Raw genomic sequence first — 21,982 nt, 5'->3', positions numbered from 1 at the left:
CGTCCCGCTACGCACGTAATGTCCCGTTTTCCCTTTTCAACCCGATAGTTCCGTTCTAGTCTCGTCTCAGCGGGCCCGTGGGGGGCGGGTCGCTGGAGGGGGAAGACGTGACCGTCGGAGCTGAGGGACGTGGCGTTGCCATCGTCGGGATCAACTACCCGCCGGAGCGCACCGGGATCGCACCTTACACGGGTGCCCTGGCGCGCGGGCTGGCCGCGCGGGGATGCGACGTCACCGTCGCGACCGCGCAGCCGCACTACCCGGAGTGGCACATCCACGAGGGCTACCACCGCTGGCGCGGCGACGAGCTGGACCGCGGCGTGCAGGTGCACCGTCGGCTCCATCTGGTGCCGGAGCACCCGCAGGGGATGGCCCGGCTGATGTCGGAGCTGTCGTTCGGCGGGCGCGTGTCGCTCGACGGGCACATCGGGCACCCCGACGTCCTGCTGCTCGTCTCGCCCGCGCTGTTCGCGACCGCGCTGCTGGAGATGCGCGCGCGGTTGATGAACCGGGGCACCAAGGTGGTCGTGTGGGTGCAGGACCTCTACGGCAAGGGGGTCGCCGAGACCGCAGGCGGCGGGGCCGTCGAGAAGATGATGCGCGCGGTCGAGGGTCGCGTGCTCCGCGCCGCCGACCGCGTGGTGGTGATCCACGACCACTTCCGCGAGACCATCAGCCGCGAGTACGGCGTGGATCCGGAGAAGATCGCCGTGGTGCGCAACTGGACGCACCTGGCCGCGCATGAGCCCATCGACCGTGCCGCCGCGCGCGCCGCGATGGGTTGGGGCCAGGAGGCCGTGCTGCTGCACGCGGGCAACATGGGCGTGAAGCAGGGGCTCGACCACGTGGTGAAGGCGGCGCGGGTCGCCGCGGAGCGGGGCGAGGATCTGCGGTTCGTCATGGTGGGCGACGGCGGCGAGCGCGCCAAGCTCGAGGAGCTCGCCAAGGGCGTGGACAACCTCGAGTTCGTCGACCCGCTCGACGACGAGCCCTTCCGGCAGGCCCTCGCGGCCGCCGATGCTCTGCTGGTCCATGAGGCCCCCGGCGTCTCGGAGATGGCCGTGCCGAGCAAGCTCACCTCCTACTTCGACGCGGGGCGGCCCGTGATCGCCGCGACCGATCCGTTCGGCATCACGGCGGACGAGGTCCGCGCCGCCGAGGCCGGCGTGGTGGTCCAGTCGGGCGACCCGGGCGCCCTGGTGACGGCCGCGGTGCGGCTCGGCGCCGACCGCTCGCGTGCCGATGCGCTGGGCGCCAACGGCCGCGCGTACCGCGAGCGAGTCCTGTCCGAGGCTGCAGCGGTGGACGCGTTCGCCGCGGTGCTCGGCATCAAGGACCGCCGTCGGAACCCTCCGGAGATGGCGGCTACCCTGCCCTTCCCGGACCGCCGCGCGCCCCGCACGGCGCCGGCGGCCATGCCTCCCAAGGTGGCGTAGGCAGGCGCGTTCCCGGTGCATCGTCCCTGCCAGGGCGGCGCATCGGTCGAGCGCGCCCCGATGCTTGCGTGTACGTCGCCAATCTCGGACAGATGTCTGATTCGCCCTTTTCTTCCTGTTCCAACCTGGCTAGGGTCGGAGCCAGCGGGGGCAACCGCCCCACGCGAGGGGGGACGACCATGACACCCGGATCATGGGGATCGCTGTGCGAGGAGCGTGCCGCAAGGTGCGCTCCTCGGATGTGCGCGCCCCCGCCCGGCGGCCACCACCTCCTCGGCGCGCGTCCGGTGCGCCGTTGCTCGGAGAAGGGCAGGCGGCGTATCGACGTCGGCTGAGGCTGCTGAGGGGGAGCTCGGATGGTTCAGGCTGCATTCCAGCCGTCGTGGGGGCGACGGATCCTGGGACTCGAGGGGTTGCGCGGCTTCGCGGCCACCGCCGTGGTGGTGGGGCACGTGCATGCGTACAACGCCAACGGCGTGGGCTGGGGGGTGCTGAGCCCGGTCATCTTCCTGCTGCTCAACGGCCTGGTGATGTTCCGCGGGCTCACCGGCTTCCTGCTGTTCAGGCCCTTCGCGACGGCCATCATCACGGGGCAGCGGTGGCCTTCCATCGGCCGCTACGCGACCAACCGCGTGCTGCGCCTGTACCCGGCCTACCTCGCGGTGCTGCTCATCGTCTCGCTGGTGCTGGGCGTCGCGTACACGATCCCGGTGGAGCCGGGTGGCGTCGAGGACATGGACAACGTGGGGTACATGACGGATCCGGGGCGTCTGCTCCTGGACGCGTCGCTGCTCCACACGCTGTTCCCGTACAGCATCAAGACGGGCCTGGGAGTGTCCTGGAGCCTCAGCGTCGAGATGCTCTTCTACGCGGTGATGCCGCTCATCGCCTTCGGGGTGATGAAGATCCGCACGTTCGACCCCCGGCGCAACGTGTGGCTCGCGCTGATCCCGGCGGCCGTGATCATGGCCATCGGTCTCACGGGGAAGTTCGTGCGGATGCAGCTGCTCGAGGGCCTGCCCCCGGGCGACGAGTTCTACTACGACTGGGGCGGCAACTGGTACGCCGTCCTGGCGCGCAGCTTCGCCGTCCACGCGGATCTGTATGCGTTCGGCATGATCGTCGCGGTGATCGTCGCGGCCTTCGAGAACGACCTCCTGCGCTCGCAGCTGGCTCCTCGGTTCCGGCTGGGCGCGGTCGCGGTGGCGCTGTTCGCCGTCGGGGTCGTCATGCCGCTGGTGCCGCCGGCGTTCGACCGCACGCCGGTCGCGATGGCGTACTCGGCGGTGATCCTGTTCATCGCGCTGCCGGATCGCACGGGCAGCCCGAGCCTCACGGGCCGGGCGCTCGAGTTCCTGCCGCTCCGCTACGTGGGCGTGGTGTCCTACGGGGTGTTCCTCTGGCACGTGCCGGTGATCTGGATGCTCGAGAGGTACGGGCTGCCCGACCAGAGCTCCGCGTGGGGCTTCGTGGGCAGCCTGGTGCTGGTCATGGCGATCTCGGTGGGGCTCGCCACGCTGACGCGGCAGTTCATCGAGATCCCGGCGCTCAGGCTCAAGCGGAGCACCGAACGGGTGCCCGCGCGCGTCCCTGCCGCGCCGAAGGCGCAGCCGGCGCCCGACTGACGTGCGCCGCGCATCGTCCGGCGGGGATCCCTGCCGGACGATGCGCGCGAGGCACCGCTCAGACGCGAAGCGCGGCGGCGTTCTCCAGGTACCACTCGTAGGTGCGGCGCAGGCCCTCCTCGAGGGGGATCTGGGACGTCCAGCCGAGGTCCGCGAGGTAGCTCACGTCGAGCAGCTTCTGCGGGGTGCCGTCGGGCTTGGACGTGTCCCATTCGGTCGCGCCCTCGTAGCCCGTCACCTTCGCGATGGTCTCCGCGATCTCGCGGATGGTGACGTCCGTGCCGGTGCCCACGTTGACCTGCGACGGGCCGTCGTAGTGCTCGAGCAGGTGCAGGCAAGCGTCGGCCATGTCGTCGCTGTGGAGGAACTCGCGGCGAGGCGTGCCCGTGCCCCAGTTGGTCACGGACGATGCGCCGCCGCGGGCGGCCTCGTCGTACCGGCGGATGAGCGCGGGGAGCACGTGCGAGCCCTGCGGCGAGAAGTTGTCGTTCGGGCCGTACAGGTTGGTGGGCATCGCGGAGATCCACGCCTTGCCGTACTGGCGGCGTGCGGCCTGCACGTGCAGGATGCCGGCGATCTTCGCGATCGCGTACGCGTCGTTGGTGGGCTCGAGGTGGCCCGTGAGGAGGCTGTCCTCGGGGATGGGCTGCGGCGCGAACTTGGGGTAGATGCAGCTCGAGCCGAGGAACAGCAGGCGGTCCACATCGTGCGCGAGCGCCGCATCGATGACGTTGGTCTGGATGCGGATGTTGTCGCTCAGGAAGTCGACCGGGTACGTGCTGTTCGCCATGATGCCGCCCACCTTCGCGGCGGCGAGCACCACGTAGCGGGGCTTGGTCTCGGCGAAGAACGCGAAGGTCGCCTCGCGGTCCTTGAGGTCCAGCTCGGAAGACGAGCGGCCCACCACGTCGGTGAACCCGGCGGCCTCGAGGCGGCGGACGATCGCCGAGCCCACCAGGCCGCGGTGCCCCGCGACGTAGAAGGTCGCGGAGCGGTCGAGCGGCGCCGGGGTGTACTCGACGCCGTCCGACGCGGTCTGCACCGTCACACCGCCGCCCAGGAACCGAGCTTCACCGAGTCGATCCACGGCGAGCCCTCGTGCGTGATCGCCTCGACGTCGGCCTCGACCATGAGGCGGGCGAGCGCGCGGCCGTCCACGGTCGCCTTCCAGCCCAGCTTCTCCTCCGCCTTCGAGGCGTCGCCGATGAGCGCGTCGACCTCGGTGGGGCGCAGGTAGCGGGGGTCGAACTTGACGTGGTCCTCCCAGTTGAGGCCCACGTGCGTGAACGACTCCTCGAGGAAGTCGCGGACCGTGATGCCGGTGCCGGTCGCGAGCACGAAGTCGTCGGGCTCGTCGGCCTGGAGCATGCGCCACATGCCCTCGACGTACTCGGCGGCGTAGCCCCAGTCACGGATGGAGTCGAGGTTGCCCAGCCACAGGTCCTCCTGCAGGCCGGCCTTGATGCGGGCGGCGGCGCGCGTGATCTTGCGCGTCACGAACGTCTCGCCGCGGCGCGGGGACTCGTGGTTGAAGAGGATGCCGTTGACGGCGAACATGCCGTACGCCTCGCGGTAGTTCTTGGTGACCCAGTACGAGTAGACCTTCGCGGCGCCGTACGGGCTGCGCGGATAGAACGGGGTCTCCTCGTTCTGCGGCGGCGGGGTCGCACCGAACATCTCGGAGGACGAGGCCTGGTAGAAGCGGGTCTCGATGCCTGCGAGGCGGACCGCCTCGAGCATGCGCATCGAGCCGACGCCGGTGGTGTCGCCGGTGTGCTCGGGCTCGTCGAAGCTCACGCGCACGTGCGACTGCGCGGCGAGGTTGTAGACCTCGTTCGGCTTGATCTGCGCGAGCAGCGTGGTGAGGCGCGCGCCGTCGGACAGGTCGCCGTAGTGGAGGAACAGCTTCGCCTCGGGGTTGTGCGGGTCCACGTAGAGGTGGTCGATGCGCTGCGTGTTGAAGGTCGACGCGCGGCGGATCAGGCCGTGGACCTCGTAGCCCTTGGAGAGCAGCAGCTCCGCCAGGTACGAGCCGTCCTGGCCCGTGATGCCTGTGATGAATGCAACCTTGCCCATTGATCTGTCCCCCTTGTTGCAGATTCCGTCAGTCAAGTCATGACCGGGCAGGCAGATCCGAGCGGTGCCCGGGCGCTCCCTCGCACTGATCCCGGTACGGGCAGAGTAGTCCAGGAGCCTCGCTCTCAGGGAGGGGCAATTCGGGACGGACGTGGCGGTTCTGCCGCATACCGGTGCCAGAAAACTTGGTGATCCGGGCCGCGCTCATGCGGCCTCCCACACCTCGAGCGCCCGCCGCCCGCCCAAGCGCGGGGTGCGGGCCGGGTCCACGCTTCCGGGTGGCGTGAACCACACCGTCCCCGCGCGGACGCACACCTCCCAGCCGTCGTCGTGGATGCGATGGTGACAGGACGTGCATAGTGCGACCGCGTCCGCCAGGTCGGTGCGCCCTCCGTCGCGGTGCCACCACTTGATGTGATGCACCGAGACCCACGCGGGCGGCGCATGACAGAACGCGCAGCCTCCGTCGCGTTCGATGATGGCGAGGCGCTGCCGGCGCGTGAAGAGCCGCACCTGGCGACCGAGGTCGAGCACCTCGGATGCCCCGCCGAGCACCGCCGGAAGGATCTCCGCGTCGACGGCCATCCTTCGCAGCGTCCCTGCCGTCAGCGAGCTGATCGCCTGGTCGCAGTCGCCGAGCGCGAGGCTGGCCCGCGACCCCAGCTCCTCGCGAAGCGCCTCGATCGGGAGCCGCACCACCACCGTGGTCTTCACCCCCGACGTGGGGCGGTCGCAGTCGAGGCCGTGCGAGAAGAGCATGGAGAACGCGTCCGCCATGATCTGCCAGCGCGGGCGTCGGTCGACCATGGCGGGGTCCTGGCTCCGGCGTCGGCGGTACTCATCTGTCACCTGCGCCTCGAGCCACGCGCGCACGGGCGCGGCTGATGCGGGATCGAGGCGCGCGGTGATCACCACCGTGCCGTCGGCCTCATCGATGATCCGGACGGAGCGCTCCTCGCGCTGCCACCTCTCGCGCGCCAGGGCATCCGACGGCGAGTGCCGCGTCAGCAGCTCACGGCAGGCCCGGCGCAGGTCCCACAGCGGAAGGGACTCCGCCTTCTCCAGCAACCGAGCCTCGAGCTCCGGTCCGCGCTCCTCGAGCCTCTCCAGCGTGCGCCGGACCAGGGCGGCCTGCTCGGGGGAGAGGCGCCCGGCCGCGAAGGCGCCCGCCACGAGCGGGAAGGGAGCAGGGGCATCGTCCGGCGGTGCCAGGAGCTCGCCGGCCTCGATGGTGTCCCGCGCCTGCCCGAGCCCTCCGCCTGCCGTGGCGGCGGTGAGGTGGGTGGGCGACTGGTGGCCCTCGCCGCGCGCGACGGTCCGAGGCTCCGCCGCGACGGCGGCGGAGATCGCCGCGAGCGGCACCTGGGCGACGCGCGCGAGGGCCGCCGCGGCCCGCTGCGCCGCGAGCTTCTCGCGGGGCTCAAGCGTGCGAAGGTCCCGGTCCGCGAACGCGGCCAGCGCCCGCGTCGCGGCCTCCACATCGGCCATCGAGAACCCCAAGGTCTGCATGAGGACAGTCCATCATCCACCTCTGACAATCAGTGCGAATCGGAAATCGTCGCCTGGGGAGAACGCGGCGGTGCCGGCGCGAGCCACCCCGCGACGGCGGCGACCATGCCGCGGATGAGCGAGTAGGTCTCGCGGTACTGCGAGACGCTCCCGCCGAAGGTGTCGGGGACGTCGAGCGCGGCCGAGGCGGACGATGCGCGCGATCCCCGCGCGGCGACGTCGACCACCTCCGCGATGCGCTCCTCCACGGATGCGCCCGCGGGCGGGGGTGCCTGCCGGGCGATCGCGGCGAGCTGCCCGAGCGGGACGGTCCGCGCGCCCGCGGTGGGGGACAGGAGCGCGATGTAGTGGCCGTGCGCGCGAGCCATCGGGATGATGAGGTCCGCCTGCTCGGCCACCTCCCTGGTGAGGCGTCGGGCACGATGCGCGCGCCCGTCCAGGCCGTCCTCGCGCAGCACGCGGCGCATCGGCCGGGGGATGGAGGACCCCTCGCGCGCCGAGATCCCGGCCGACGTCACCTCGACGGACGGACCGAGCAGGCGCTCCAGGAGCAGCGCGGCGGCAGGCGAGCGGCACTGGTTCCCGCTGCACACCATGAGCACTGTCGCCATGCGGACCTCCGGAGCGGACGCTCCGGCGCGGAGCTGTCGCCGCTACGTTGCTGGTGCCTGCAATCCTGCCAGGTGGGACGCGTGGGGGAAAGGGTCGGCGGTGCTCACCGGCTAGCCTGTCGGGAGCCCGCCCGGGCGAAGCGATCAGCTGAGGAGCTCCCCCGCATCATGTCGAGGCGACGTCACGCCATCCCTGCACGCCGTGCCCGCGTCTGGCCGTGGGTGGTGGCGTCGGTCGCCGTGCTGGTGCTGGTGACGGGCGCGGCCTTCGCGTGGGACGCGTGGCGGCTCCTCGACTCCAAGGAGGCGCTCACCACCAGCGCCGAGGACGCCAAGGCCGCGCTCACCTCCAGGGATGCCGATGCGCTCGAGACGGCGGTCGCCACGCTCGAGGACGCCGCGGGCGACTTCGCGGGCGCCACGGACGGCCCCCACTGGTGGCTCGCGGCGCACCTGCCGTGGGTCCAGGATCAGGCGACGCCCCTCATCGAGGCGGGCCGGGCCGTCGATGCCATGGCGACCGGCGCGCTCCAGCCGTTGGCGAGCATGGGCAGCCTCGACGCGCTCGAGGTGCCCGGCTTCGAGGACGGCCGCATCGACCCGTATGTGCTCGAGCCCTATCGCGAGGCGCTCGCGCAGGCCGCCGCCACCCTGGACGAGCAGGGCGAGGTGCTCGCGGCCGTCGACCTGTCCGAGACGCGCCACGAGATCGCGGAGCCCTTCGTCGAGCTGCGCGAGCAGCTCGACTCCGTCGCATCGCTGGTGGATGCCGGGCACGTGGCCGCGGAGGTGCTCCCGGGCATGCTGGGCGCGGAGGGCGAGCGCCACTACCTGGTGATGGTCCAGAACAACGCGGAGCCGCGCACGACGGGCGGCATCGCGGGCGCGATCATCGAGCTCACGGTCCAGGACGGGCGCATGACGATGGGGGCGTACTCGTCGGCCGGCGAGGCATCCGACCGCGACGGCGTCGGCGGCCTCACCGAGGATGAGGAGCGCATCTTCACCACCCGGATGGAGAAGTTCGCGCAGGACGTCAACTTCACGCCCGAGTTCCCGCGCTCGGCGGAGATGCTCACGCGGATGTGGGCCAACAAGCATGAGGGCCAGATCGACGGCGTCATCTCCGTGGACCCCGTGGCGCTCGGCTGGATGCTCGAAGGCGCGGCTCCGGTGGAGCTGGGCCCGTTCGCGATCACCGGCAGCAACCTCGCCCAGGTGATGCTCAAGGAGTCCTACCTCGAGTACCCGGACCCCAAGGATCAGGACGCGTTCTTCGCCCGCGCGAGCGCGGAGCTCTTCGGGAGCATCGTCTCCGGGGACGGCGCCGCCGTCGACGGGGTGGAGCGGGCCATCGAGGCGCGTCGCTTCCTGGTGTGGTCCGCGCATGACGGCGAGCAGGCCCTGCTTGCGCCCACCACCATCGCGGGCGCCTTCCTGGAGAAGGACGATGCGGTGGGCGTCTTCTTCAACGACGGCTCGATGGCGAAGATCGGGTACTACGTCGCGATGGACACCCGGGTGACCAACCACGTCTGCACGGACGGGCGCCTGGTGTCGCAGACCATCGACGTGACCCTCACCCACACGTTCGACGGCGACGTCGACGCGTTGCCCTGGTACGTCAGCGGCCCGGGCACCGCGGTCGAGCCAGGCGTGTTCGCGGGCAACGTGCTGGTGTACCCCGCGGTGGGCACCGTGGTCACCCGCCTCACCGAGGACGGCGAGGAGACGGGCGCTGCGCCCGAGCTCCACGACGGCAGAAGCGTCATCGAGAAGTGGGTCGAGCTGACCCCCGGACAAACCCTGACACTCTCATACGAAGTGACGCCGCAGACCTCGCAAACCGCCCCGAACGAGCTCCTGACCACGCCGGGCGGGCAATCTAAAGTTAACGAATCGGGTGTCGAATACCTGGTAGAAGGCTGTTAATCTTGCGGAGACGCAACTGTGGCTGCCGCTGAGGGCGCCAACACTGGGAGGGCACTGCCATGAAGATCCGTACCTTCGCGACGCTTGCCGCCGGCACGGCGCTCGCGCTCGCTCCGACCGCCGCCTCTGCCGAGGACTACGGCACCGTCAGCTCCATGGAGTGCAACCCGCTCACCGTCGAGGCCGGCGCGCAGGCGACCTGCACGCTCACCAGCGACGGCGTGTCCGTCGTGTGGCAGGTCACCACGAGCGGTGACGACGTCACCCTGGTCAGCGTCGCCGGCACCGTGTCGACGGCCGCCCAGGACATCGTGGGCGGCACCTCGGTGCTGACCTTCGACGCCCCCGACGCCGCCGGCACCATCGGTGTCATCGCGATCGTCGACGGCGAGCCGGTGGATACCGCGACCATCACCGTGGTCGCGGCGGACGACACCGAGGGCGCGGGCTCCGGTTCGGGCACCGACTCGGGCACCGGCTCGGACAGCTCGGCCTCGGGCAGCGACGATGAGCTGTCGAGCACCGGCTTCGACAACGCCGGCCTGGTCATCGGCGCGGGCGCGCTGCTGGTCGTGGGTGCCGGCGCGGTCGCGTTCGCGGCCCGTCGCCGTACCAACGTCTAGGACTTCCGCTTCACAGGAACGCCCCCGCCGGATGGCGGGGGCGTTCTGCGTTCCCGGGCAGCGCATCGTCCGGTCACGATGCGCCGGAGACGCCGCGGGCCCCGCACCCGGGAGGGTGCGAGGCCCGGTCGGGGCGGCGTGGCGTCACGCCTTCGCCTTCGCGCCGTCCTCGCTGTACTGGTAGCTGTAGCCGTAGCGGCCGTAGCCGTACGCGTCAGGGCCCTTCGAGGGCAGCATGGTGAGGACCACGCCGGAGAGCGGGGCGCCGACGGTCTCGAGGGCCTGGATGGCGCTCTCGACCTGCGGGCCGTGCGCGCGGCCCGCAGCGACGATCAGCACCGTGCCGCCCACCAGGCGCGCGAGGACCGCGGCGTCGGTGACGGGCAGCAGCGGGGGAGCGTCGTAGAGCACGATGTCGAACTCGCTGTCGAGGCGCGCGATGAGCGACTCCATGAGCGAGCTGCCCAGGAGCTCCGACGGGTTGGGCGGGATGGCGCCCGCGGGCAGCACGAACAGCTCGGAGCGACCCCAGCGCTGCACGGCGGTCTCGAGGTCCACGCGGCCGATCAGCACGTCGGTGAGGCCCACGGCGCTCTCGATGCCCAGGTACTTGCCCGCCTTGGGGCGGCGCAGGTCCGCGCCGACCAGGAGCACGCGCGCGCCGGCGTCCGCCAGCGTGATCGCCAGGTTGGCCGCGGTGGTCGACTTGCCCTCGGACTGGATGGAGGAGGTGATGACGAAGGACCGCTCGGTGCGACCCGCGTCCAGGAACTGGAGGTTGGTGCGCAGCGTGCGGAAGGACTCGGCGCGCGGGCTCGTGGCGTCCTGGTGGACGATCAGCGGGCGCTGCTTGGCCTTGGGGTCGAAGACGATGCCGCCCAGCACGGGGGCGTCGGTGATGCGCTCGATGTCGCGCTCGCCCCGGATCTTGGTGTCGAGGGCGGAGCGCAGCAGCGCGTAGCCCACGCCGAGCGCGAGGCCCAGCATGAGGCCCAGCGCGGCGTTGAGCTTGCTGTTGGGGGAGGTGGGGACCGTGGGGACCTCGGGCTCCTGCACCACGGACAGGCGCACGGGGGAGCCCTCGAGCGGGTCGGTGGTCTCGATCTCCTCGACGGTCTCGATGAGCTGCTCGGAGGTCGCGCCCGCGAGCACCGCGGCGAACACGGGGTCCGCGTTGGTGACGGTCACGTCGATCACGGTGGTGTTGAGCGGCGTCGAGGCGGAGAGGCTGCCGCGCAGCTCGCTCACCGACATGGGCAGCTCGAGCGCGTCGATGGTCGGCTGGAGCACCGCGGAGGTGGTGACCAGGTCCGCGTACGTCTTGACGCGCTGCTGGGTGAAGGAGTTGCCCTGTGCCAGGTCCGCGACGGAGCTGGAGCCGCTGGTGGACACGAAGACCTTCGCGGAGGCCGTGTAGACGGGCGTCGCGAGCATCGAGTAGGCGACGCCCGCACCGGTGCCGAGCACCGTCAGCGCGAGGATCGCGAACCAATGCTTGCGAAGGATACGAAGATAGTCCTGAAGTTCCACAGCTCTCCCCAGCCGGCGCACCTCCGGCGCCGCCGGGTGCATTGTTCCATGCGCATCTCACGGCTTTGTTGCACGTCTACAAGCACATTTGGGACATAGGTGTGACCTGCTTCACACAAGGCGAAGTTTGCCGATAACCTGTGCCCGTGACGCTGGGGGCCACCGCACTTCCGCGCGCATCGGCGGAACGGATGCACGGCCGCACCGGATGGTCACGGAAGTACCTTTTGCGGCTTGTGTTCTCCGATTTCTTTGTGGTCGCGCTCGTCATGACCATGGCCCAGGCGGCCCGCTTCGGCTGGAACCCTCTCGAGCGGGTCTCGGGAGACCTGGCGCCGCCCTACCTGCTGGTGACCATCGCGATCGGCTTGCTGTGGATGGTCCAGCTGTCCGCGACCCGCTCGCGCTCGCCGCGCATCCTGGGCCACGGCCCGCAGGAGTTCCAGCGTGTGCTCGCGGCGGGCTTCTGGACCTTCGGGATCGTCGCGACCGTTGCGTTCGTGCTGAAGCTCGACATCAGCCGCGGCTACCTCTTCTTCGCGATCCCCCTCGGGACGCTGGTGCTGCTGGTCTACCGCGGCGCGTGGCGGCTCTGGATCCACGCGCAACGCGACGCCGGGCACCTGCAGGCGCAGGTGCTGGTAGTGGGGCCGCTGCGGACCTCCGAGCAGATGGTGCGTCGCCTCAACGGCGCGCGCCGCGCCGGCTACCACGTGGTGGGCGTGTGCACCCCGCCGGGGACCGTGCCTTCCGAGGTGCTCGAGGTCGACGGCGTGCCCGTGCTGGGGCCGCTGGACGATGCGGTGGTCCAGGCGGGCGCGATCGGCGCCGAGTACATCCTGCTCTCCGGTAACGACGCGATGTCCCTGCGCGAGGCGCGCTCGCTCGGGTGGTCGCTCGAGGGCTCGGGCATCGGGCTGATCGTGGTGCCCTCCATGGTGGACGTCGCCGGCCCGCGCGTGCAGATGTCGCCGGTCGAGGGCCTGCCGCTCCTTCACGTCGAGGAGCCGCAGTTCAGCGGTCCCAAGCTGGCGCTCAAGACCGTCGCGGATCGCGTGGGCGCGTTCCTCGCGGTGGTGGTGCTCGCGGTCCCGATGGCCGTGATCGCGCTGGCGATCAAGCTCACCAGCCCCGGACCGGTGCTGTTCAGGCAGGCGCGCGTGGGTCGCGACCACCAGCTGTTCGAGATGCTCAAGTTCCGCTCGATGTACACGGACGCCGAGTCGCGGCTCGCTGAGCTCCAGCTCGACAGCGACGGCAACGGCGTCCTGTTCAAGATGCACGACGACCCGCGCGTGACGCGCGTGGGCAAGGTGCTGCGCCGCTACTCGCTGGACGAGCTGCCGCAGCTGTTCAACGTGCTGCGGGGCGAGATGTCGATCGTGGGACCGCGCCCGCCGCTGCTCAGCGAGACGGAGGCGTGGGACGAGCGCGTGGCGCGCCGCCAGCTGGTGCGGCCGGGTCTCACGGGCCTGTGGCAGGTGAGCGGCCGCTCGGATCTCACGTGGGAGCAGTCGGTGCGTCTGGATCTCTACTACACGGAGAACTGGAGCCTGGGCATGGATGCGCTCATCGTCGCGAAGACGGCGTGGGCCGTGGTGGCGGGCAAGGGCGCGTACTGAGGGAAGTGCGTGGCGCGCATGGCGCGCCGCGAAGTTGAGGGGCTGAGGGAGAGTGACGCAGGTTGACTGAGGCGACCTATTCGGACGTGTCGAGCGTGCCCGACGACGTGCGCGTCAAGGTGGGCCCCGTCGGCTTCCACGCGCGCGGCTTCGACCAGGCCGTCGCGGAGGTGCTCGAGACCGTCGCTGCTCGTCGCGGGGTCTCTATCCGCCTCGCGAACGCGTGGTGCGTGGTGCTCGCGAGCGAGGACGCCGAGTACGCCTCGCTGCTGAACTCGCCCGGGTTCACGTATGCGGATGGCGCGCCCGTGGCGCGCGCGATCCGGCGCGAGGCGCCTGCCTCGGAGCAGGTGCGCGGGCCGTCGCTGTTCGAAGGCGTGATCGACGCCGGACGTGTCGCCGGCACCCGCCACTTCTTCCTGGGCGCCACCGAGGAGACGCTGTCCGCGCTTGCTAGGGAGCTCGAGGCTCGCTATCCGGGCGTCGAGATCGCCGGCGTGTGGTCGCCGCCGTTCGGGCCCGTCGATGAGGCGATGCTCAGCGAGGCGACGGCGCGCGTCGCGGACGCCGAGGCCGATGTGGTCTGGGTGGGGCTCGGAACCCCGAAGCAGGACTATGCGGCGGTGGAACTCGCCGCGCGCACGGGGCTCACGTGCGCCGCCGTGGGCGCGGCCTTCGACTTCGTCGCCGGTACCGTGCGTGAGGCGCCGAGGTGGATGCGCCGGGTGCACCTCGAGTGGTTGTTCCGCCTGGCCTCCGAGCCGCGGCGGTTGTGGCGGCGGTATCTCATCGGGAACGCGAAGTTTGTGCGCGTGGTGAGCCAGGGGGCGCGCGAGCGTTGAAGGTAGTCGTCATCTCGCAGCTTCCGCCCCCGGTGCATGGATCCACGATCATGACGCAGCGGTTGGTCGATGCTCTTGAGTCCCACGGTGCCCAGGTCGCCGTCGTCGGCCGAGAGTTCTCCTCGAGCGTGTCTCAGGTCGGGCGCTTCGAGCTCAGGAAGGTGGGGGCCGCCATCAGGTTGGTGGCCAAGGTGTGGAAGGCTGGGGCCCCGTCGCGCGCCGATGCGGTGGTGTTCTTCGCCACCAACCGGTCCTTCTCCTTCATGGTCGACGTGGTGCTCGCCGCCGTGCTGCGAGCACGGCGAGCAGACGTGGTGAACTACCTCCACACGAACGGCTGGGCGGCGCTGGCGGCAAGGAGCCCGCTCCACCGACGGGCCGTACGCTTCCTGCTCGGTGCCGCACGTCGGACGGTGGTGCTCGGGGAATCGCTGGCGGACGATGCCCGCAGCGCTGGCGCGGGGGGCATCGAGGTGATCGCCAACTCTGCGCCCATGCCTGATCCGACCAAGTCCGAGGCGCAGCCACGCGCGCAGGTGATCTTCCTTGGCAACCTGATCCCTGACAAGGGCTTCGACGACTACCTCCAGGTGGTCCGGGAGCTTGGCCCCGAGTTCACGGACGTCGAGTTCTCGCTGGGCGGGGCGCCGTCCTACGACGGCCAGCTCGAGGAGCTCCGAGCACGCGCGAGCCAAGAGGGGCTGCGCGGCCTCTCCATCCTCGGCCCCATCGATGCCGAGCAGCGTGACCTTCTGCTCTCTCAGAGTCGGGTGATGGTGTTCCCCAGCACGTATGCGTTCGAGGCCCAGCCCCTCGCCATCGTCGAGGCCATGTCCTACGGTGTGCCGGTGGTCGCATACGACGTCGGTGGGATCCGCGATCTGATCGTCGACGGGGAGAACGGCCGCCTTGTGCGCGCGGGTGACGCTGCAGCGCTGGTCGCCGCGGTGCGAACCCTCCTCGCCGATGCCGAGCAGCAAACGGCCTTCGGTGAGGCGGCAAAAAACTCGTTCGCCGCCGCGCACTCTCCTGCGGTCTTCGGAAGGGCCTGGGCAGAGGTTGCAGGGGTGCGAGCGTGAACACACCTGCGATCGTCACCATCATCCAGGAGTACGTTCCGAGGTATCGGGCGCCCCTGTTCCGGGAGATGCGTCGGCTGGCGGCGGAACGCGGAATCGACCTGCGCATCGTCGCCGGCACGCCGCAGGGCGCGCAGGCGGCGCGCCGAGACGGTGACGGGTTCCAGGTTGACGAGGAGCTGCGTCAGCGCGAGATCCGCATCGCGGGTCGCCGGATCGGGATGAGACGCACCTCGCGGCACTTCGCCGAATCCGACCTGGTGGTGGTCGAGCAGGCGCGGAGGAATCTCGATGTCTACGCGGCGGTGTTGCGCGGCAGACGCAACATCGCCATGTGGGGGCACGGCCGTGACTTCACGCGAGCCTCCGGCCGCGTCTCTCGCGGGGTGCTGGACGCGCTGACGCGGCGTGCGACCTGGTTCTTCGGGTACACGGAAGACAGTGTCGAGGCTGCGGCACGCGCCGGCGTGCCGGAGGGCCGGTGCACGGTCCTGTGGAACACCACCGACACACGTTCCCTGCGCTCAGATCTGAGCGACCTCACGCCGGATGAGGTGGCTCGCTTCCGAGAGGGCCTGGGCGTGGGCCCTGTTGCTGTCTTCATCGGGGGCCTCGACTCGTCCAAGCGCCTCGACTTCCTTGTCCGGGCGTGCGAGGAGGTCGCGCCGAAGGTCGAAGGCTTCTCCCTGGTGGTACTAGGCGCGGGTCCGGCAGGGCCGGACCTCCAGGCACTCGCTGCCGAGCGCCCCTGGATGCACGTGCGGCCTCCGGCGTTCGGGCGCGAGCTCGCGATCGCATTCGCCTCCGCGGATGCACTCGCCATGCCCGGCCGGGTGGGTCTGATTGCAGTCGATGCGCTGGCTGCGCGCGTTCCGGTGGTGACCACCGACTGGCACGGCCATGCGCCGGAACGGGCGTACCTCACCTCGGAGAACTCGGTCACCTCTCACGACTCGCCGTCCGCGTACGCCGAAGCGCTGAGCGCGGTGCTCTCTGACCGCGCACTGAACGCCCGGCTGCGGGCCGCGTGCGAGGGAAGCGACGATCTCCTGAGCATCGAGGCGATGGCCGCGCGGTTCATGAGCGGCATAGAAGGAGCTCTCGATGCGTCCTGACCATGTCCTCATCGCCATCCTGGCCTCCTACAACAGGCGTGCGCTCACGCTGCGCGCGCTCGAGAGATTCTTCGTGGCGGCCGACGCCGGCGGCCTCAACGCTCGAGCCGTCCTGTTCGACGACGGCTCAGCCGACGGCACAGCGGATGCGGTTGAGGGCCAGTTCGGCGCGCGCACGGAGGTGCTGCGTGGCGACGGCTCCAAGTTCTGGGCCGCATCGATGCAGGCGTCCGAGGCGCGGGCGATCGCCCTGGCGAAGGAGCTCGACGCACGTCGCTACACGCTGTTCTGGCTCAACGACGACGTGGATGCGGATGCCGATGCGCTGGTTCGGCTCCTGAAGGTGCAATCCGATAACCCGGACCGGATCCTCGTCGGCTCGACCCGCGATCCAGAATCGGGGGAGGTCACCTATGGGGGGATGCGACGGTCCGGAGCGCACCCGCTCGCCTTCGCGCTCGTGGAGCCGGCTACGGATCCGGAGCCTGTCGATGCCATGAACGGCAACGTCGTGCTCGTGCCGGATACCGTCGTCGCTGCGCTTGGCGGGCTCGATGGCGGCTTCTCCCATGCGCTCGCGGACATCGATCTCGCGACGCGCGCGGCGCGCGCCGGGGTCCCGGCGCTCCTCGCGCCTGGCACCTACGGCACATGTGCGCGCAACCCTGAGCCGCACTATCGGAGTGCGTCGGAGGCGTGGCGCGGCTTCACGGGAGTCAAGGGCGGAGGCAATCCGCGCTCAACGGCTCGGATCCTTCGACGCTTGGCTCCGATCGCATGGCCGTTCTGGTGGTCTGCGACTTACGCCAAGTGGTGCATGCGGGCGGGAAGTCGCTTCGGAGCCGCTCGGCCGGCTGCCCTTGGCGCACCGTCGGAGGATCGAGCGTGACGGCGACGTCTTCTGATCACGAGAGCGAAAGGGCCGACGAAACTATGCGGTGGACGACCGGCAATAGGCTTTCGCCCATGGTCCACGGCATGCAGGACGCCCCGTTGCGCATCCTGCATCTGATGGGGCCACTGCGCCCGAGCGGAATGGAGCGGATGCTCGTGTCCGCGGCGCCGTATTGGCCGGCGCATACAGCGCACGTCGTGGTGGGCCAAGGCGATGATCACCCGTTCGCTCCCGAGCTCGAGGCCGCGGGCTACGAACTCGACACGATTCCCTCGATCCGTGTCCGGGCCGGCGTGGATGCGCTTCGCCGTGCCGTCGCGAACCACCGGGCGGACGTGGTGCACATCCACACCGAGGGCGCTTACATCAACGCGGTACGTGGCTCCCGTGATGCGAGCGCCATCGTCAGGACCATCCACAATGTCTTTCCCGTGACGGGGAAGGCAAGCTGGTCGCGGCGAGCGCAGGCGTTGCTGGGGGACCGCCGCGTCGAGGCGTTGGTCGCGCCATCACCTGACGTCGCGTCGCAGGAGCGCGCTCTCGGACGTGAGTGCGAAGTCGTCTACAACTGGGTCGCCGACGACTTTTCAGACGTCGCAGATGTGCAGTCGCCGACTCGCCACGCGGTCATCGTCGGCAACATGTCACCTATCAAGAACCATGTGCTCGCGCTCGAAGCACTGGTGGGGAGCGGCATCCCGCTGGCGCTCGTCGGAGACACTTCTGGCGCGTCGCCGCGCGAACAGGAACTCCTCGCGCAACTGGATCGTGACGGTCTTCTCCTTCACTGTGGGCCCGGTGACCCCATCCCTTGGTTGTCTGGAGCAGGTGTCTACCTCATGCCCTCGCGCCACGAAGGCATGGGAGTCGCTTTGGCTGAGGCCTTGACGGTCGGCGTGCCATGCGTGATCTCGGATGTGCCCGGACTGCGCTGGGCGGCAGACCTCGTTGGCGTCACCTCGCTCCCGCTCGATGTCCGACGATGGCGGCAGGCCCTGACACTGGCGCTGGCGCAGGGGCGCACGCACGATCGCGCGCACCCTGACTTCTCCGCATCGCGGGGTGCGCGCGAGTATGCCGGCGTCTACGCGCGTGTAGTCGGTGGCGCACGATCGGCGGCATCAGCGTGAACGGCGCGGCCCTGGCAGGGCAGGCGTGGTTGGGCATGCTAGCGATGGGGGCGCTGGCGATGTATTGCATCGCGGTGGCGGCAGTCGTGCGTTACCCCGGCCTCGGGCTTGCGCTCACCGCGGTGATTCCTGCCATCATCTGGGAATCGCCGCAGGCGCCGCGGGTCGCGGGGGTCCTTGGCTTCACCATCTACCTCGATGACGTGATCGTCCTGGTGCTGGCGGGAGCGCTGGCGGTAGCCGCGACGCGGGGGCGTCTTGTACCGCGCAGTTTCCACGTTGCGACCGCACTCCTGTTGCTTGCGTTCGTTGGCAGCTTCCTTGCAGGTGCAGTCGGTGGCGACCTCGGAACTGTGGTGGTCGAAGCGCGAGGCTTCGTCGCGGTGCCGATTGCGCTCCTTTGGGCCGCTTCGATCCGCTACCAGGATGGGAAGGCGCTCGGGTGGCTCATGCGCCGCTACGCCACGTGGGTTGTCGTCGGACTCATTGTGATCGCGATTTACCACGGCGCTCGCTATGGGTTGGGCGGCGCAGATGCGCTCTTGATCAGCGATTCTGGAGAAGTGGTCCAGACGGGGCGCATTCTCACTTCCGGCCAGGCGCTTATCCTCGGCATCTCGGCGCTGGCGCTCCTCACACCCGGCGACGTCCCGTCATCGCGGTGGACCCGCGTCGTTGCATGCTTGGGGCTCGCTACCCTGGTGTTGTCGCAGCAACGAACCGCGACTGTCGCCATCGTCGCGGGCCTTGTGGTCATCTTCGTCCGCCTGGGCGCGAAGCAGAGGGCGACAGCGATCGCGAGCGCCAGCGTGGGCGCGCTTACGCTGGCGATTGCGTATGCGGCGGGGTCACTTGGCAGCCTCCCGGAGCAGCTCGTTCAGTCGGCTACTAGCTCGGGGACTTACGAGGGCCGCACGGCCAGCTGGAGCGCACTTGTTTCTGACGCGTTCTCGCGGGGTGCTTCGGTAGTCATGTTCGGGCGCCCGTTCGGTTCGGGATTCGGGCGTTTCGAGGGGAATGGACGATGGGTCGAGTTCTCTCCGCATAATTGGTACGTCTCAGTGTTCCTGCGCGCTGGGCTGATCGGACTGATCCTGCTGTTCTGGCTCCTCGTCGCGGCATTGCGACTCGCATTGCGAGCCGGAGTCGCCCCGTGGCTTCCAGGCGCGTGGGTTGCCGTCACCGTTTTCGGCTGGGCGTATTCCTGGCCTTGGTACGTGCTGCCGCTGCTGGTGTGCGGATTGGCGGCGCCCTTCGTCTCGGACCACTTGGGTTCTTCGCGCACGGCAAGCACATATCGAAAGCTGCCGGGAAGTCGGCGCCTGGTGGGGAGTCATTGACGTGGCACGCGTTCTATACGTACCGAATGAAGTCGGGTCGTGGCGGCAGCTTGCCCAGCGGCGAGCGCTGAGGGAGTTGGCAGCGTCCGGCCGGATCGAGGCTGGCGAGGTTTTCAGCCTCCTTCACCGCGTTCGCGGGGGAGAAAGCCCAAGCGCCGCGTTCGCCGCACTCGCGAGCGTTGTCCGAGAGTTCAGGCCGACGATCGTTCTTATGCAGCATCTTGGTGGCACGGGACTTGATCGTGACGCGATGCGCCAACTCCGATCACTTGCCGACTTTGTCCTCGTCTACCACGAAGGTGATCCTTTTCGGTGGCCGTTGCACGCGCTGCCACGCGAAGCTCGAGCGATCGGTCGTGTAGCGGACGTCGTGTTCGTCTCAGGCCGCTCCACTTTCCCCAAGAACTTCACCAGGATCGGCGTCCGCGACGTGCGGTACCTGGAGTGGGGATTCGACCCCGACCGGTTCCCTGATGAAGGAGCTCCTGCTTCGGCAGGCCGGGACCATGACGTCGTCGTGATCGCCCACCGCAACACTCCGAGGCTCCGCGGCCTACCCGATTGGCGCGACCGCATCGCGTTCGTGGACGCACTTCAAGATGCTCTCGGCGACCAATGCGCCATTTATGGCAGAGGCTGGTCCGGACCGGGTGCCCTCGGGCCGTTGCCATTCGATCACCAGCAGAGAGCCATCCGCTCAGCTTGGATCTCCGCGAATTGGGACCACTTCGCAAGCGAGCACTCTTACCACTCGGATCGGCTGGCGATCTCGCTTGCGGCAGGCTCCGTCCATGCGACGACTCTCCACCCAGGTTTCGACGAGATCTTCTCGGACCCGGTCAGAGAAGCGATGGTTCTCGCGACGTCGCCGTCGCAACTGGTGCGGTCGATCGTCGATTACCTCGAGCGAACCGGCCCGCAGGATCGGCTTCGTGCCATGGCTGTGGGCCGAAGCCACGCATGGACGCATCTGCGTTTCGACGATCAGTTCGTCCACATGCTCAACGCAGCGGGGGCCTCGATCGACGTCGCTTCTGCGGCTCGAATCTGGTCTGTGCGCACTCCCGTGGACGTTCATGTCTAGTCGCAATGCGGCGTCCACGGCCTCGACGGCGTCGACCGCCAAGCGCATCGCGAGAGGCGCCTCCAGCATCTACGGCGCGACCCTGGTGTCCGCGCTTCTGCAGCTTGGTTATGCGGCGATCACATCGCGAGCTCTCGGTCCGGATGCGTTTGGTGCCTACGCCATTGCGCTCTCCTCGGCAGTGCTGTTCAGCACGGTTGCGACCGGTCCCGTGGTTGCACTCGCCGGGCGCACGGAGAGTGTGACAAGGCCGGCGTTGGGTGCTTTGTGGCGTGGTGCCGCGGTGGTCGGAGCGATCGCTGGTGCAGCGATGTACGCGAGCGCGCCGTTCTGGGCCTGGCTGTGGGATGCGCCAGAGGCTGAGCCTGTGCTGAGGTTCGTCTCGCTCAACGTTGCAATCGGACCGTTGAGTGGGGTCGCAGCCGCGCTGGTCAGACGTATAGGGCATTTCGGTTCGCTTGCTATTGGAATGGTGGCGGCGAATGCGATCGGCATGGTTGTCGGCGTGTCCGCCGTGCTGCATTGGCATCAGGCCCTAGCGCTCGCCGTATCCGCACTCGCAGCGCAGGTGATATCGCTTCTGGTCTTTGCGGTTATTCTCCGGCCGTACTGGCGCGTGCCTGGCGCGCCAGTACGGATATCGGCGTTTGCGCAGTATGGAGCGACAATCGTCTCGAGCCGGATGATCGGGTTCGTCTCGGGCTTCATCGGCAAGTTCGCGGCTGGTCACGCATCAAGCGTCGCCGCTTTGGGCTACTGGAACCGAGCAGACGTCGTCTCAAGTGTGCCGATCCAGCAACTCCAGAGCGCGATCGTTCAGTCGGTCTACCCGGAGTTCCGGCACGATATTGCGTCGCCGGAACGTGCGAGACGGGTGTGGGTCGACATGCTCGCGCTGATCTCGTGGCTGCTCTGGCCGGTGATGTCGTTTGCGGCCGTTGGAGTCGTTGTGGCGATGCCGCTACTTCTGGGTGATGGATGGGACGCGGCGCAACCGATCGCAGCCGTGCTTGTCGTATCTGGCGGGTTGCAGATATCAACGATGGTGCTGGCTGCAGCTGCTGAGGCCATCGGCAATCGCAGGTGGATCCTTTCTGAGCAGCTGACCGGGCTCAGCATCCAAGTGGCCGGAGCAGGAACCGCGGTCGTAGTCGGCAGCGTATGGCCCGCTGTTCTTGCGATCCCGGCCGCGTTCGCTGGTCAGCACACGGTGGACATCTATTTTGCTAGCCGAGGTGGATACCTACCGTTGAGGCCCCTTGCGGTGAGGTATCTAGGCGCGGCGAGCGCCGCGGCGTTGACAGGCGGCGCGGCATTCGGTCTATGGCGAGCCTTCGGGGACTACGGCGCCGGCGCCACGATTGTCGCTCTGGGATCGATGTTCGCCGCCACGATCGGAGTGTGTTGGACCTTCCGCCATCGCTTGCCGCCTTATCAGATTGCGAAGCGCTATGGAGTCATGGGGAAGACGATCGCGTGAGCAGCCTCACTCGGGCTGGCGCCACGCACGTATGTTCAGAAAGGGAAGTGGAA

The 21,982-nt window shown here is 69.2% G+C and carries 18 protein-coding genes; 13 read left to right on the top strand and 5 right to left on the bottom strand.

Translation table 11 applies throughout. The annotated features are described in order from the left end of the window. Positions 1 to 107: 107 nt before the first annotated feature. Positions 108 to 1,436 carry a glycosyltransferase gene (locus AOM00_RS02285; RefSeq protein WP_082096440.1) on the top strand — a complete coding sequence of 443 codons (1,329 nt, stop codon included), beginning with the start codon at positions 108 to 110 and terminating at the stop codon, positions 1,434 to 1,436. 356 nt (positions 1,437 to 1,792) lie between these two features. Then, positions 1,793 to 3,061, top strand: a complete 1,269-nt coding sequence (locus AOM00_RS02280; RefSeq protein ID WP_082096439.1) for an acyltransferase family protein — start codon at positions 1,793 to 1,795, stop codon at positions 3,059 to 3,061. Between the two features lie 58 nt (positions 3,062 to 3,119). On the opposite strand, the gene AOM00_RS02275 is transcribed toward AOM00_RS02280, so the two are convergent. The 4 genes from AOM00_RS02275 to AOM00_RS02260 all read right to left on the bottom strand — a co-directional run bounded on the left by AOM00_RS02275 (position 3,120) and on the right by AOM00_RS02260 (position 7,257). Then, positions 3,120 to 4,109 carry a GDP-L-fucose synthase family protein gene (locus AOM00_RS02275; RefSeq protein WP_304524073.1) on the bottom strand — a complete coding sequence of 330 codons (990 nt, stop codon included), beginning with the start codon at positions 4,107 to 4,109 and terminating at the stop codon, positions 3,120 to 3,122. Beyond that, positions 4,106 to 5,137 carry a GDP-mannose 4,6-dehydratase gene (gmd, locus tag AOM00_RS02270; protein WP_062516250.1) on the bottom strand — a complete coding sequence of 344 codons (1,032 nt, stop codon included), beginning with the start codon at positions 5,135 to 5,137 and terminating at the stop codon, positions 4,106 to 4,108. Before gmd ends, AOM00_RS02275 begins: the two co-directional genes overlap by 4 nt. Positions 5,138 to 5,341: 204 nt before the next feature. Further along, positions 5,342 to 6,646 (bottom strand): HNH endonuclease signature motif containing protein, encoded by a 1,305-nt coding sequence (locus AOM00_RS02265; RefSeq protein ID WP_062516249.1) that lies wholly within the window; start codon positions 6,644 to 6,646, stop codon positions 5,342 to 5,344. A gap of 29 nt (positions 6,647 to 6,675) precedes the next feature. Then, positions 6,676 to 7,257 (bottom strand): arsenate reductase/protein-tyrosine-phosphatase family protein, encoded by a 582-nt coding sequence (locus AOM00_RS02260; RefSeq protein ID WP_062516248.1) that lies wholly within the window; start codon positions 7,255 to 7,257, stop codon positions 6,676 to 6,678. A gap of 168 nt (positions 7,258 to 7,425) precedes the next feature. Between AOM00_RS02260 and AOM00_RS02255 the strand changes: the two genes are divergently transcribed. Further along, positions 7,426 to 9,189 (top strand): DUF4012 domain-containing protein, encoded by a 1,764-nt coding sequence (locus AOM00_RS02255; protein ID WP_062516247.1) that lies wholly within the window; start codon positions 7,426 to 7,428, stop codon positions 9,187 to 9,189. 59 nt (positions 9,190 to 9,248) lie between these two features. Beyond that, the gene (locus AOM00_RS02250; protein WP_062516246.1) at positions 9,249 to 9,812 is read left to right on the top strand and encodes a hypothetical protein; all 564 of its coding nucleotides are present in this window, start codon (positions 9,249 to 9,251) and stop codon (positions 9,810 to 9,812) included. A gap of 144 nt (positions 9,813 to 9,956) precedes the next feature. On the opposite strand, the gene AOM00_RS02245 is transcribed toward AOM00_RS02250, so the two are convergent. Further along, positions 9,957 to 11,342 carry a tyrosine-protein kinase domain-containing protein gene (locus tag AOM00_RS02245; RefSeq protein WP_062516245.1) on the bottom strand — a complete coding sequence of 462 codons (1,386 nt, stop codon included), beginning with the start codon at positions 11,340 to 11,342 and terminating at the stop codon, positions 9,957 to 9,959. Positions 11,343 to 11,596: 254 nt separating this feature from the next. Between AOM00_RS02245 and AOM00_RS02240 the strand changes: the two genes are divergently transcribed. From AOM00_RS02240 to AOM00_RS15130, 9 genes are all read left to right on the top strand, one after another. Then, a complete protein-coding gene (locus AOM00_RS02240) occupies positions 11,597 to 12,964 on the top strand; it encodes a sugar transferase (RefSeq protein WP_062516244.1) in 1,368 nt (455 codons plus the stop codon). Between the two features lie 95 nt (positions 12,965 to 13,059). Next, positions 13,060 to 13,806, top strand: coding sequence for a WecB/TagA/CpsF family glycosyltransferase (locus AOM00_RS02235; RefSeq protein ID WP_228373378.1), 747 nt, complete (start codon positions 13,060 to 13,062; stop codon positions 13,804 to 13,806). A gap of 50 nt (positions 13,807 to 13,856) precedes the next feature. Then, positions 13,857 to 14,885 carry a glycosyltransferase family 4 protein gene (locus AOM00_RS02230; protein WP_062516242.1) on the top strand — a complete coding sequence of 343 codons (1,029 nt, stop codon included), beginning with the start codon at positions 13,857 to 13,859 and terminating at the stop codon, positions 14,883 to 14,885. After that, positions 14,882 to 16,000, top strand: a complete 1,119-nt coding sequence (locus AOM00_RS02225) for a glycosyltransferase family 4 protein (RefSeq protein WP_062516241.1) — start codon at positions 14,882 to 14,884, stop codon at positions 15,998 to 16,000. Before AOM00_RS02230 ends, AOM00_RS02225 begins: the two co-directional genes overlap by 4 nt. Continuing rightward, the gene (locus AOM00_RS02220; protein WP_062516240.1) at positions 15,990 to 16,889 is read left to right on the top strand and encodes a glycosyltransferase family 2 protein; all 900 of its coding nucleotides are present in this window, start codon (positions 15,990 to 15,992) and stop codon (positions 16,887 to 16,889) included. Before AOM00_RS02225 ends, AOM00_RS02220 begins: the two co-directional genes overlap by 11 nt. Positions 16,890 to 16,966: 77 nt before the next feature. After that, positions 16,967 to 18,025 carry a glycosyltransferase gene (locus AOM00_RS02215; protein WP_169746800.1) on the top strand — a complete coding sequence of 353 codons (1,059 nt, stop codon included), beginning with the start codon at positions 16,967 to 16,969 and terminating at the stop codon, positions 18,023 to 18,025. 35 nt (positions 18,026 to 18,060) lie between these two features. Next, positions 18,061 to 19,365 (top strand): O-antigen ligase family protein, encoded by a 1,305-nt coding sequence (locus tag AOM00_RS02210; protein ID WP_156158987.1) that lies wholly within the window; start codon positions 18,061 to 18,063, stop codon positions 19,363 to 19,365. Position 19,366: 1 nt separating this feature from the next. Then, positions 19,367 to 20,449 (top strand): glycosyltransferase family protein, encoded by a 1,083-nt coding sequence (locus AOM00_RS15560; protein WP_169746799.1) that lies wholly within the window; start codon positions 19,367 to 19,369, stop codon positions 20,447 to 20,449. Next, positions 20,442 to 21,929, top strand: a complete 1,488-nt coding sequence (locus AOM00_RS15130; RefSeq protein WP_228373377.1) for an oligosaccharide flippase family protein — start codon at positions 20,442 to 20,444, stop codon at positions 21,927 to 21,929. The genes AOM00_RS15560 and AOM00_RS15130 overlap by 8 nt, the downstream gene beginning before the upstream one ends. Positions 21,930 to 21,982 lie beyond the last annotated feature (53 nt).

This window comes from Demequina gelatinilytica, assembly GCF_000971115.1.
Lineage (GTDB): Bacteria > Actinomycetota > Actinomycetes > Actinomycetales > Demequinaceae > Demequina > Demequina gelatinilytica.
The sequence above is the reverse complement of the archived record's forward strand: the minus strand, read 5'-3'. Positions and strand labels throughout refer to the sequence as shown.

Bases quoted from the DNA above. Each gene is read 5' to 3' on its own strand.
- AOM00_RS02280 (WP_082096439.1), top strand. From the start codon at position 1,793: ATGGTTCAGGCTGCATTCCAGCCGTCGTGGGGGCGACGGATCCTGGGA.
- gmd (WP_062516250.1), bottom strand. From the start codon at position 5,137: ATGGGCAAGGTTGCATTCATCACAGGCATCACGGGCCAGGACGGCTCG.
- AOM00_RS02265 (WP_062516249.1), bottom strand. From the start codon at position 6,646: ATGCAGACCTTGGGGTTCTCGATGGCCGATGTGGAGGCCGCGACGCGG.
- AOM00_RS02260 (WP_062516248.1), bottom strand. From the start codon at position 7,257: ATGGCGACAGTGCTCATGGTGTGCAGCGGGAACCAGTGCCGCTCGCCT.
- AOM00_RS02255 (WP_062516247.1), top strand. From the start codon at position 7,426: ATGTCGAGGCGACGTCACGCCATCCCTGCACGCCGTGCCCGCGTCTGG.
- AOM00_RS02250 (WP_062516246.1), top strand. From the start codon at position 9,249: ATGAAGATCCGTACCTTCGCGACGCTTGCCGCCGGCACGGCGCTCGCG.
- AOM00_RS02230 (WP_062516242.1), top strand. From the start codon at position 13,857: ATGACGCAGCGGTTGGTCGATGCTCTTGAGTCCCACGGTGCCCAGGTC.
- AOM00_RS02220 (WP_062516240.1), top strand. From the start codon at position 15,990: ATGCGTCCTGACCATGTCCTCATCGCCATCCTGGCCTCCTACAACAGG.
- AOM00_RS02215 (WP_169746800.1), top strand. From the start codon at position 16,967: ATGGTCCACGGCATGCAGGACGCCCCGTTGCGCATCCTGCATCTGATG.
- AOM00_RS02210 (WP_156158987.1), top strand. From the start codon at position 18,061: ATGCTAGCGATGGGGGCGCTGGCGATGTATTGCATCGCGGTGGCGGCA.
- AOM00_RS15130 (WP_228373377.1), top strand. From the start codon at position 20,442: ATGTCTAGTCGCAATGCGGCGTCCACGGCCTCGACGGCGTCGACCGCC.